Consider the following 12,154-nt stretch of genomic DNA (forward strand, 5'->3'; position numbering starts at 1 on the left):
ACTTGGCTATCCCCGGATCTTTTTTTGCGCGTTGCGAAATCAGCGTCAGCCAGCTCGATCGTTGAGTCGAAATCGGCGAGTGACAATAACTCGTAACTACGTGACGGGCGCAAAAGTGGACCACCAATAAGGCCTCGTGACACGATCGCCAATCGATCGGTCGCTGCACTATGAACATGCAATCCTTTCAGTAGTGATCTGGCGACAACGTCCGCGAGGGGATGTGCAATCCTCGATCGTCGTCCCTTATCCGACCTCGGTCTTGTCCGAACGATTGCATTTCAGCTGTGCCTTCGATTCAATTAGCCCTGATGGTTGCATGCCGTGCGGAGGACACCAGGGTGCGAGCCACGATGAACACGTTGCTATCTGCGATCCTCAAAGATGATCCGTCCCAGGTGAAGGACCTGCTGAAGGCGGATCGCGCACTGGCAACCGGCACCATCGGTGAACCCAAGCTCTACAAATCCGAGATCTTTCACTGGATTTACGTCGGGGACACCGCGCTGCACCTGGCTGCCGCCGGCTATCGGGTGGAAATCGTTCGATTGCTGCTCGCGGCCGGGGCCGATCCTAACGCGGCCGTGAATCATCGTCGCAGCGGCCCATTGCACTATGCCGCGGATGGCTACATAAACGGCCCCGCATGGAACGAGAAGCGGCAAGTAAAAACCCTCGAATGTCTGCTGGAAGCAGGCGGCCAGGTAAATGCCCAAGACAAGAATGGCGCCTCAGCTTTGCACCGTGCCGTCCGGACTCGCTGTGCCGCCGCCGTACAATTCCTGCTGGAAGCGGCCGCCGATCCGGTGTTGAGAAACAAGTCCGGGTCCATGCCGTTTCATCTGGCAGTGCAGACCACCGGCCGTGGCGGCAGCGGAACCGAAGAGTCGAAAGCGGCGCAACAACAGATCATCAACGTGTTTCTATCGTTGAGATTAAGCACGGGACTCAAGGACGGAAAAGGAAAAACCGTGTTGCAATGCGGCCAAAGCGACTGGGTGAAACGATTGTTAACCACTGGCGCCGCTGCGGCAGATTAGTTTCGACGTCCGATGACCGCCATTCGGGCCTCGTCTTGCGAGTCGCTCTCTCAGACAAAGCCTAGTCCGCGCTAGGTTCGGTACCGGCGGCCTGCACCAGTTGCGCGAACTGCTGCAATTCATCCGCATTGAGATCCGACATGGCCCAAAACTCCAGGCCAGATTTCGTCCAATGAACCAGGTGATAGCCCTGCCGCTCGAGCAGCTGCAAAGAGATACTGTGGTTGTCGCTCATCGGCCAGCAGAACAGGTTGATCACATGCTTTCGTCGTCCGTAGACTAGCGCGGCGACCGGCCGATGGTTCACATAATCCAGGCGTCCGCCCATCAACGGAAAGCCTTCCTCTGCAAAATCGTTCACCTCGGGCGAATAGTCAAGCTTTCCATTAAACCAGGGCTTCACCTGATGCCGGTCCGAGGAAGCCACGTCGGCCACATGGTCCACCAGCAGCGAACGCACATGGCTGGCCACTACTTGATCGACCACGGCATCGGTCGCATCGCTCCGCCAACTTCGGTCGATGAGCCATGTCGCTGCCACAAATAGCGCGGCGGCCGTCGCCAAGCTGGCTATCGGAAGCAGCCTACGATTCCATGCATGCTGCGGCGGCTTAATGGAAGGCTGCTTGCTTCGAAATTGCTCGCGCAATGCGGCCGGCGCGCGGTAGTAAAGCGAACTGCCGTTAATCGCCGAGCGCAACGCCTGCTGCTGTTCGTAACCAGACTTACACGCTCCGCACTCTTTGAGATGTCGTTCCATCTCCAGGCTGTGGAGCAAATCCAACTCGCCGTCAAAGTAGCCGTGCAATAGTTGTTGAGACTCGCGACAATCCACGTTACGACTCCTTCCCGATTCGTGCGGCCAGGCATTCTTGCAGTCGCCCTCGGGCGCGTCCCAGACGCGACATCACGGTTCCGACCGGAATGCCCGCAATCCCGGCGATCTCTTTGTACGCCATGCCTTCGAATTCTCTGAGCACCAAAACCTCACGGAATTCCGTGGGCAGCTCTTCTATCGCTTGTCGCAACAAGTCTCGATCGACGTTGGCCACTAGCGCGGCGTCGGGACTGGTGCTTCCGGTTTCGGTGCTGTGCTTCTCTTCGTCGAAAGGAACTGTGGGCTCTCCCGCGCGGTTCGCGTGCAGCCACGTGTAACACGTATTGCGGACGATGGTCAGCAGCCAGGCGCGGCAATTGCGCCCGCGAACGTTATCGAAGAAGCGAAAGGCGCGCAGCAATGCCTCTTGCACTACATCGTCCGCATCCGACTCGTTACGCGTCAACCAGCGCGCCAAGTTGTATACGGCGTCGAGATGTGGCAAGACCGCTTCTTCAAAGCTGGCGCGCTGTCTGTCGTGCAAACGAGTCTTCGATCCTTTCGGCCGGTACAAACTCCTCAAGAATAGACCGCCCTTTGTGGGCGTTTATTCCCGCAATTATTCGCGGAATTTCGCGGGAATTTTCGCCCTAGGTAGGCAGTCAATACGTGGCAGCGATCACGTAATCCAAGTTTACGTCAAACCGCTGCCGTCGGAAATGCCTAAGGGTTTTACTGGCAATGAAACATTATTTGGAGTGCACTTGAATGACCGACCAAATGAAGAGCTCGTTGCAGAATGACGGCGTCGATCGACGAGGTTTTTTGGAGTGCATGGCCTGGGCCGGCACCGGTCTGCTTTGGACGTTGAACGGCGGCCTGCCCACTGGCCGGGCCTTCGGCCGCGAGTCAACGGGCGCCGGCCCGAACGACTTCTCGTTCGTCCAGATCAGCGATAGCCACATCGGATTCGGCAAGGCGCCAAACAAGGACGTGGTCGGCACGCTGCAGGCGGCCGTCGCCAAGATCAACTCCCTGCCGCAACGGCCAGCGTTCGTCCTGCACACGGGCGACCTGACGCACCTGGCCAAGCCCGAGGAATTCGACACCGTCGCTGAGGTGCTTAAAGGCGTCAACGCAAAGGTACTGTATGTGCCCGGCGAGCACGACTTCGACGCCGACGACAACAAGCTTTACCTCGAGCGCTTCGGCAAGCACACGATGGGGTCCGGGTGGTACAGCTTCGATTACAAAGGCGTCCACTTCGTCGCTCTGGTGAACGTTGCGAACGCCAAATCGGGCAGCACGTCGAGCTTGGGTCAAATCGGCCAAGCGCAACTGCAATGGCTTTCCAAGGACCTTGCCGGCATATCCAGCAGCAAGCCTGTCGTCGTCTTCGCTCACGTCCCGTTGTGGGCGGTGTACGAGAAGTGGGGTTGGGGAACGGCAGACGCCGCGCAAGCGCTTGCATTGCTCAAGCGTTTTGGTTCCGTGACCATCCTCAACGGTCACATTCATCAGATTATGCAAAAGGTCGAAGGTCGTGTTGTATTTCACACGGCCCGTTCGACCGCTTTCCCGCAGAGTGAGCCTGGCAAGGGTTCTCCGGGGCCGATGCGCGACCTGCCTGCCGACCAGTTGCGCGGCGCACTGGGCGTGACAATCGTCGGATATGTCGAAAACCACGGCCCCTTGGCGGTTGCTGATCCCACGCTGGCATCGTGACGAGTACCAAGTCGGATTCGTGCCCGAAAGATATCACTCGGTGGTTACTGCTTCACAAGAGGATCTTATGATTCGGCTCGCACTCTGCTTCGTTGGCTCTCTGATAGTGAATTCCTGCTACCTGTCAGCAACCGTGTCGGCCGCGGAGCGCCAGCGAGACATCGCGTCGGAAGTGCTTTCTGTTTTCGAGGCCCGATGCGCCGCTTGCCATGGCCCCGAACTGGCCAAGCCGGAAGGCCGGTTCGGGTACGTATCAGATCTCGCACGCTTGGCGGCCAACGCCGAGATGGTCATTCCATATTTCCCGGATGAGTCGGAAATTTGGCAGCTAATCCGCCGTGCAGAGATGCCACCAGACGACTCGCCAACCGGTCCATTGACTTCGGAAGAAAAGGAGGTGATCCGCTCTTGGATCGCCAAGGGCGCTCGCGTAACTTCGCCCGTAGACTTGAATCGAGCGGCGACCGACATCGACGCGCATGCGCCTGCGGTCCAAAGAACGAGAGATTCCGCGCTCATACGGCCTGGCGTCCGTCACGCCTCCCGCTGCCCCACCCATCGCCGTGGGTTTGCCCAGACCGGCTCGGTGGAGTCGGATGCCGCACGCAATTCAGAGCGCTCCCGCGGTCGCACGCGTCTCTGAGACGTACAGAATAACGACGTCTTCATTGATGATTCGTCGCCGATCTCTTGACACGCGCCTACGACTGTAGGTACATTGCGCCTACAGTTGTCAGTAGCGACCCCCTTCCGGCTTCGGCCGGCAGCCCGTGCAAGGATCGAGACGTGCCAAAAAATCGCGATATCCCCGCGCTCTCCGACGCGCAATTGGAAATCATGAACGTCGTGTGGGACCAGCAGGAGTGCCCCGTATCTGACGTTTGGAAGTTATTGCACGAGCGTCGCGGCGTAAGCCGCAACACGGTCCATACGCTGATGGTTCGGCTGGAAGAGAAGGGCTGGCTGTCGCACCGCGAAGTCAATGGTGCGTTTTTGTACCGCGCCGCCGTCTCTCGCGAAGTGACCCAACAGCGCTCTGTCGAGAACCTGGTCGAGACCGTCTTTAACGGCTCGGCCGAAGGTCTGGTGTTGGCCTTGCTGGGGGGCGGTAGCCTGACGAAATCCGAGGCCTCCCGCATTCGGCAATTGATCGACAATGCGAAATTGAGGAAGTCATGAACGACGGGCATGCCTTTGCTTGTATGGTGCTGCTGCAGGTAACGGCAATCACTGCCTGCGCCGCGATTGCTATAGAAATCGCCAAGCGGCAGGCGGCACTGCGACATGCAATGGGCGTCCTGGCGCTCGGGTTTGTGCTTGCTAGTCCAGCCTTTTCCTTGCTGCTTCCGAGGCCTGCCTGGCTCGCGCCGATCGCTCGAGATAACGCCAGCGCGCCGGCCGTGGCTAAAACTGTCAGCCGCGAAAAGCTCTCTCTCACCAAACTCGTCGATGCGGGAATCGTCGATGGCTTGGATGCTCGAAAACTAATGACTGATCCGTCTTCCGTGCCGTTGGCCAATGTGCCCGACGACTCCGTCAATCAGCACGCGACGGTGGATCCGATCGATGCTCGGAACCGCACGGCCCGCTCGGCGGCTGACGAACGACTAGCTTGGCTTCATCGAGGGTTTTTGCTCGCCGTGTGGATTTGGGCTGGCGGTGTCGTGATCCTTTGCCTGCGATACATCGGCACCCGGCGTCAACTCCGATCCCTGACAGCGTCGGTTCAACCCGCATTCGTTGACGCGATAGTCGTCGAGCGAGCCTGCCGCACGGCAGAGCTCGCGTCGCCGCCGTTGCTGGGGATCTCGGATGTGGCGCCGATGCCACTTGTGCTGGGATGTTGGCGGCCCGTGGTCTTACTGCCGCGTCACCTTGCCGAGACTGCGTCCACAAGTCGTTTGCGCGACGTGCTGGTGCATGAATTTGCACACATTGCACGTCGCGATCCTTGGGTCAATCTCGCACAGCAAATCGCGCGGGTTGTTTTTTGGCCGCATCCGGGCGTGCTTTGGCTCAACCAGCAGATCATCTGTGCGCGGGAAGAGATCTGCGATAACTTTGTGCTGCAAGGTGCCAACTCGGCCGACTATGCGCAGACGCTCCTGGACCTGGCCGAGCGCTGCGGGGGCGCCCGCTTTGCCGTGTCGCTGTTGGGAATGTTCTCGCGTCGCTGGAGTCTCGAAAAACGCATCGCGGACCTTTTGAACCCGTCAAGGATCAGCTCAACCCGCGCCGACCACAGGCCGCTAGTCGCCATGACGCTGTCGCTCCTGGCGATCTGTATGCTGATCGGTGGCGTGAGGGCCGTCGGACAAGATTCCGACGCGGCGAATGACACGGTGGCGCCCGTGACCTCTTCCCAAAACGAACAACGGGATGAGAAAAAGACGATCATTACGGTTCATGGCAACTGCCGCGATCAGAATTCAAAGCCCGTCTCGCAGCTTTGGGTACGAGTCTATTGGTACGCGTCTGGCAGTGGTCAGCGCGAGTTGCTTGGCGAGACGCGCGCCGCTGACGGCGGTCTTTTTTCGATTCCCGATGTCAAAATCAGTGCCGCTGCCGCCGCAAATCAAGAAAAAGCGCGGTTGCACATCGTGGCTACTGCCAAGGGATATGCCTCGGCAGTGAAGGTCGTCGATGAGGCGGCCGCCAGCGAGGAAGTCTCGCTCGAAATGTCGAACGAGCCGGGCACACTTTCCGGCGTGGTCACTGATGAGCATGGCAGACCAGTAGCCGGCGCGACGGTCTACATTCCCTGCTGCGGCAACGAGCCGATAACGGATTGCAAAACGACGATCACAGACGAACAAGGTCGTTACGCCATCAATGACCTCAGGCAGTGGAAGCCTGAGGATTCGAAGACCTTTGATGCGAAAACGGGAATCACGACTTCCACACAGTGCTTCTTCAAATTGATTCACCCCGATTACGCGCTGACGAGCGCCAAGTACTCGGCCGTTCCGCAACAAGTCGATATCTCGCTTTCTCCGCCGGCGATCATCGAGGGCCAGGTCATTGACGAAGTCACGGGCAAGACGCTGCCAGGGGTCATGATCTCGGCGCAAGGAATCGGACGTCAGGGCTGGCTGCAAACCCGCACCGATCCAATGGGACACTATCGCCTGAGGACCAACAACGATCACTTCAACATCTGGGCCGAGGCCGACGACCGTATTGCCATCGCCGCCAAGGCGGTCGCTGCTGAGTCCGGCCAGGTACACAAGCACGTTGACATTCGGATGGTCCGTGGCGGTTTCGTCGTCGGCACGGTGATCGACGGTGCTACGGATAAGCCTATTGAATCTGCGACCGACGAAGCCATTCACGTCGCGCACTATGGTCCCGCGCGACCGAGGACCGGCGCCGCGGTCACTTCAACCGCGCTGAACCCAGACGGCACCTACCGCTTGCGCGTGGCCCCTGGCCAGAACTATGTCTATCTGATGAGCGGCGGTACGTCGGCCATCGTTCAGGTGGCTGACGGCGAAGAAACGCGGCTCGATCTGCGCACTGGTGAACACGAAATCGAACCCAACCTGCTGGACGACCCCGATCTTAGGCTGAGACAACGGCTGCTGCGCGAAGCTCGAGAAGCGGAACGCGCGCCGGCGCGCCAAGGCATCTACGCGGCCGCCCTCACCGAGCCGCCCAAGCGCCAGCGAACCGATACAGCAACCGGTCGACTGCTCGATAAGCTTGAGGAACAGAATGCCGGCCTCGAGCGTTATCACGATCCCTGGCTGCTTACGCTCAAAGCGATTATCGACTTGGGTCCTGCGGCGGTGCCCGCACTGATCGCCGAGTTGGACGCCACGGCCGATGGCATGATGCTGCGGTGCTGTGGGTTTATGCTCCGCGCTATCAACGACACCCGGGCCGTGCCTGCATTGATTCGTTCGATTCCGAAGACGCTGCTGCCCCCCGGATCGGACATGGGGCTACGGTCCGAGGATTCCGAGCTGGCCAAGTGGGCGCAACAACACGAGCTCAATCCCGGCCGTAGCCGTGGTAATGGATACTACTTTGGCCGGCCCGTGCGCGAGATCTTTGGCGCGCTCCGCAAACTCACCGGCCAGACAATGAGCGAACAGGAACTAAATCACATGTTCCTGGACGGCGTCGCATCGCAACGCCGATTGAAGCGTGAGTTGTTTTACCGCGAGGCCAAGAAATGGGCCGATTGGTGGGACCTGCACGCCGCCGAATTCACGCAGGACGCCGAATACGCGCGCGTAAATCTTCCGCCGGCTGTCGCCGAAGCCGTGACACCCCCTGAAGGCGAGGTCCATTACAAAACCGCCGGTGGTGCCAGTAATTGGGTATTAAAGTCGGTCTTCGATCCCCAGGCCAACCAGGTTTTCTACGATCTGGATACGGGCCGCGTCGCGGGCTTGCCCGAAAAGTGGCGCGAAGCCGTGGCCATTGAACCGCCGCTCGACGAAATTGCGGATTGGGCCACGCGCGAAGGATTCGATCTGATGGGCACCGAGTATGTGGCACCTGGCGGGAAGCGATACTATGCCCTGCGCGGCCTCGCGCTTAAGGCCTGGGAACTGGATTCGAAGCGCTGGAAAATGACTTCCGACGATATCACCTTTGCCGAGTTGCAAACTGAAGGCGCGGCCACCGACGGGTTGCTTTTGCACCACAACAAGAAAACTCAATCGATCGATCCCGAAACCACGGCTTCGTTCCTCTACATGACCCGCGAGGGGACGCCCGGGTTGCTGTTCGTCGGCATCGAAGTCAAGGACGATAGCCTCAAGCCCGGCGGCATCGCGCGCGGCGACAACGAGCTCAATCCCGTCGCGTTCAACAAAGGGCGCCGTTTCGCATTTACAGAATTCGAGGAAAAGTAATAGCCGTCGCCGGCGCAAGAACGGCTTGCTGATAGCGCCGCGATCGATTCGGACAGCCGCCGGCAGGACAGAGCCTGCAGCTTTACGCAAACACTCTATCCATTCCTGAGGGGTATGACATGACGAACCGAAAATCCTGCGCAACCGCATGTGTGATCGTGACGGCTTTCGTTGTCTTGGGCATCTGTGGCATTAATAGCTTTGGCTATTCAGAACAAGCTCGGGCTGCGGACCCCAAAAATGCAAGCGATGCCAGAGCCGACATCGCCAAAGAAAAAATCGCCGTTGCCAAGCAGGCATTGGAGATCGTTAAAACATTAGAGAAACAGGGTCGCATAGAATCCGGCGAAGTGGCGATTTGGTCGAAACGCTTGGTCGAGGCAACGCGCAAAAGCGGCGCAACGAAGGCTGAAATCGTGCAGGCGATCAAAGATCACCTTGCGCGCATGGACCTCCTGGTTGAGATCATGAAACAAAGGCAACAATCGGCTCGGGGAACAGCGTTGGGCGTGCTGAACGCCCAGTACGATGTACTGGAGGCGAAAGCATGGCTCGCAGATGAGCAAGATGAGTGAGCGCCGAGAGCCGACTCCGCATTCATGATGCGCCGCCCCGCCCTACCCGCCGGCCGCGTCCAGATACGGGTCTTGTCCCAGATGTTCGTGCATCTTGCGACGTTCTTTTTCGTAGTACATCAGCACACGGCGATCGCGGAAGTGTTTGCGTTCGATGCGGCGTTGGGCCTTGTTGAAAATCGAATAGAGATGGTCGAGCCCTTCGGCCTGCCGCTCGCCGCGCGTCTTGAGGCGCTTCGAACGTTTGGGCCCCAGGCCATTGAGCAAAATGTCGTCGTCCAGCGCCAGGTACTGCCGCCAAGTGCCAGGATCTCCCTGCCGGCCACAACGCCCGATCAACTGCCGGTCGATGCGCGAAGAGTCGTGCATCTCCGTGCAGATCACGTGCAATCCGCCCAGATCCGCCACGCCCGCCGCCAATTTGATATCGGTGCCGCGGCCGGCCATGTTCGTCGACACGGTCACCTTACTCGGCTCGCCGGCCCGGGCCACGATCTCGGCCTCTTCGACGATCTTGTTCGCGTTCAGAACTTTGTGCCCAATGCCTGCTTGCAACAGCAAATGCGATAGCAATTCGGATTTGTCGATGGAACGTGTGCCGATCAGAATCGGCCGGCCGGTGGCGTGGATTTCCAACACTTCCGCCACGATGGCGGCCCATTTCGACTCGGCCGAGCCAAACGTGCGTTCGGGCAGCTTCTGCCGAATTGCGGGCCGATTGGTGGGAATGGGGACCACTCGCAGCCGATAGATTCGTTTCAGCTCGCCGGCCGAGTTACTGGCCGTGCCAGTCATGCCGGCCATGCGCGGATAACGCAGGAAAAAATCCTGGATCGTGATCCGCGCGGCCTGGCCCGTGGCCACGGTGACTTCGACTTTTTCCTTGGCTTCGACCGCCTGATGGATGCCGGCCCGCCATTTGCGGCCTTCGGCCAATCGCCCGGTGAACTCGTCGACAATCACGATCTCGCCATCGCGAACCACATAATGACGGTCGCGCGTGAAGACGCGGTTCACCTTCACCGCACGCTCGATGTATTCGTACATCGTAAACAGACCGACCGAGTCCAAATCGCGTGGCTTGGCCAGTGCCCGCACCAATTGCCGTCCATCTGCGTTCAGCTCGACGGATTGCTTATCGTGGTCGAATTCGTAGTGGTCGTCCTCTTCGAATTGCGGCACCGCCTCGGAGGCCCAAGCGTGACAGGCGGCCGCGATCCGCTCTTCTTCGGTGGGCAGCGCACTGATGATCAGCGGCGTGCGCGCCTCGTCGATCAAAATGCTGTCGGCTTCGTCGACCAACACAAAATGGGCCGGCCGCTGCACCGGCTGCTCGCCTCCGCTCGCGCTGGTCTGCCCCAGCATGCCCCCCAGAGAGTCGGTAAGTCCCTCGGCCGTTCGCCGCAGCAACAGTCGGTCGCGGAGAAAATCGAAGCCGAACTCCTTGGCCGTGCCATAGGTCACGTCACAAGCGTATGCTTCGCGCCGCTCGGGCTGCTGCATCTGCGTTTCGATCACGCCCACCTTCATGCCCAGCACCTGGTAGATGGGGCGCATCCAGTCGGCGTCGCGGCGGGCCAGATAGTCGTTCACCGTGGCCAAATGGGCGCCCTTGCCGGCCAACGCCTCGAGGTACATCGGCAACGTGGCGGTGAGGGTTTTGCCTTCGCCGGTTTGCATCTCGGCGATCGAGCGATTGTGCATCGCGATGCCACCCAGCATCTGCACGTCGAAATGCCGCATGCTGAGCGTCCGTCGCCCCGCTTCGCGGACCAAGGCAAAGGCCTCGGGCAGAATCTTGGCCAACGGCTCGCGGCTGCGCGCCCGATATTTGAGGGACAGGCTCCGCTTGCGCAACTCGGAATCCAAAAGGCCCATGAGTTCGGGCTCGAAAGCCTCGATCACCGGAATTAGCTGCGACCACTGCGCAAGCCGCATCCGCGTGGGCCCCCCGAGAGTGGCCAGAAAGCGCGCCGACAAGCTGTTAGGTAGAGAGGTCAAGCAGACGGCTCCGCCATGTCCCACGCGGCAAGTCGCCCGAGCATCCGCGCAGCGGGCTCGCACGCGTCAATATCTCATCATACCTTATCGGCACAATCCGGACGCCGTTTGCGAACCATCTCCCCGCCGAGGGCGATCCCATTCTTTTATGGGACATTTAGCAGAATCGGAACGGCAGCCGGGCCTCTTGGAATCGATTTCAGTCCGAAAGGCGATCGACGCTGGTCACGAGATACAGGGGAGAGATCGAGCCTTGGGGCGTAGTGCGATTGGCGTCCAACTGTCCTTTGACTGAGACAAAGCTACCGGCTTTGTAACCGTTCAAGGCGGACGTCGCGGATAGTACGACACTACCGCCGTAACGGTCTTGCGGACCGTCGATGGGAATGTAGCGCAGTTTCCATTGCTTGGTGGCCTGCGAGTACTCCAACTGTCCTTGCAACCAGACGTAGTTCCCGTCGAAGCCGTATGTCGCCCCACGGTCGGCGGGACCGGTGCCCGTGGTCAAGGGCTGCGTACGGCCGGTCGCCGGCGGCGCCGCGCCCACGATCGATGTACCGTCGGCCGGGCCGTTGGTCGTCGCATAAGCGCTGCGCGGGCGTGGACGTGCGCCGGATTGCGGAGCGCTGTACGACGCGGGTTGGACCTGCGAGACGCGTGGAGTGGGCAGCGTCTGCGTCAGTGGTGAATCTTTTATATCTTGCGGGCCATCGAGTCGTTGCACACCGGGAGTGATGCCGTCGTCGGCCGGGCCATCACCCGCTGCGTCGGTCAACCGTCCAGCTCTTGTCGACTCGGCAAGCGGTCGCAGCTCGCGCTGCATCGCTTCCTGGCTGTGCATGGAAGTCGTAGGAGGTGCGCCCGTTGAGCTCGTGGGCGCCCAGCCGCCGTTGGGCGGAGCGTATTGCGGTGCGCTGGATGACGGCGGTGCCGATGGCATAGCGGCAGGTGGCGCTTGGTACATCGGCGCTGCCGGTGGACTATAGGTTGGCGCTGCCGGAATGCTCGCCGCAGGGGGGCCAGCCGGAGGGGGCGTGACAGGTGTTACATTATTGCCGCCATAGGTGAAGTTACCACCGGGAGGTGCATAAGCGCCGCCGATTGGTGGCGGTGGAGGCGGCGGTGGCGGCG

The 12,154-nt window shown here is 60.0% G+C and carries 9 protein-coding genes; 5 read left to right on the top strand and 4 right to left on the bottom strand.

Annotation, left to right across the window (positions count from 1 at the left end):
* The first annotated feature begins 353 nt into the window (after positions 1 to 353).
* On the top strand, positions 354 to 1,040 hold the full coding sequence (locus VGG64_19910; protein ID HEY1601878.1) for an ankyrin repeat domain-containing protein: 687 nt from the start codon (positions 354 to 356) through the stop codon (positions 1,038 to 1,040).
* A gap of 61 nt (positions 1,041 to 1,101) precedes the next feature.
* On the opposite strand, the gene VGG64_19915 is transcribed toward VGG64_19910, so the two are convergent.
* Entirely contained in the window at positions 1,102 to 1,875 is a 774-nt protein-coding gene (locus VGG64_19915) for an anti-sigma factor (GenBank protein ID HEY1601879.1), read from the bottom strand.
* Position 1,876: 1 nt separating this feature from the next.
* Positions 1,877 to 2,401, bottom strand: coding sequence for a sigma-70 family RNA polymerase sigma factor (locus tag VGG64_19920; protein ID HEY1601880.1), 525 nt, complete (start codon positions 2,399 to 2,401; stop codon positions 1,877 to 1,879).
* 224 nt (positions 2,402 to 2,625) lie between these two features.
* On the opposite strand from VGG64_19920, the gene VGG64_19925 reads away from it, so the two are divergent.
* The 4 genes from VGG64_19925 to VGG64_19940 all read left to right on the top strand — a co-directional run bounded on the left by VGG64_19925 (position 2,626) and on the right by VGG64_19940 (position 9,022).
* Entirely contained in the window at positions 2,626 to 3,582 is a 957-nt protein-coding gene (locus VGG64_19925; protein HEY1601881.1) for a metallophosphoesterase, read from the top strand.
* A 786-nt stretch (positions 3,583 to 4,368) separates the two neighbouring features.
* The gene (locus tag VGG64_19930) at positions 4,369 to 4,761 is read left to right on the top strand and encodes a BlaI/MecI/CopY family transcriptional regulator (GenBank protein HEY1601882.1); all 393 of its coding nucleotides are present in this window, start codon (positions 4,369 to 4,371) and stop codon (positions 4,759 to 4,761) included.
* On the top strand, positions 4,758 to 8,447 hold the full coding sequence (locus VGG64_19935) for a M56 family metallopeptidase (protein HEY1601883.1): 3,690 nt from the start codon (positions 4,758 to 4,760) through the stop codon (positions 8,445 to 8,447). Before VGG64_19930 ends, VGG64_19935 begins: the two co-directional genes overlap by 4 nt.
* A 119-nt stretch (positions 8,448 to 8,566) precedes the next feature.
* On the top strand, positions 8,567 to 9,022 hold the full coding sequence (locus tag VGG64_19940; GenBank protein HEY1601884.1) for a hypothetical protein: 456 nt from the start codon (positions 8,567 to 8,569) through the stop codon (positions 9,020 to 9,022).
* 42 nt (positions 9,023 to 9,064) lie between these two features.
* On the opposite strand, the gene VGG64_19945 is transcribed toward VGG64_19940, so the two are convergent.
* Together VGG64_19945 and VGG64_19950 are read right to left on the bottom strand one after the other, a co-directional pair.
* The gene (locus VGG64_19945; protein HEY1601885.1) at positions 9,065 to 11,023 is read right to left on the bottom strand and encodes a preprotein translocase subunit SecA; all 1,959 of its coding nucleotides are present in this window, start codon (positions 11,021 to 11,023) and stop codon (positions 9,065 to 9,067) included.
* 199 nt (positions 11,024 to 11,222) lie between these two features.
* The coding region (locus VGG64_19950) for a hypothetical protein (GenBank protein HEY1601886.1) at positions 11,223 to 12,154 on the bottom strand (932 nt) is incomplete at its 5' end.

This window comes from Pirellulales bacterium (assembly GCA_036490175.1).
Taxonomy (GTDB): domain Bacteria; phylum Planctomycetota; class Planctomycetia; order Pirellulales; family JACPPG01; genus JACPPG01.

Excerpts from the sequence above, each read along its gene's own strand:
- VGG64_19940 (HEY1601884.1), top strand. The coding sequence starts at position 8,567 with ATGACGAACCGAAAATCCTGCGCAACCGCATGTGTGATCGTGACGGCT.
- VGG64_19910 (HEY1601878.1), top strand. The coding sequence starts at position 354 with ATGAACACGTTGCTATCTGCGATCCTCAAAGATGATCCGTCCCAGGTG.
- VGG64_19925 (HEY1601881.1), top strand. The coding sequence starts at position 2,626 with ATGACCGACCAAATGAAGAGCTCGTTGCAGAATGACGGCGTCGATCGA.
- VGG64_19935 (HEY1601883.1), top strand. The coding sequence starts at position 4,758 with ATGAACGACGGGCATGCCTTTGCTTGTATGGTGCTGCTGCAGGTAACG.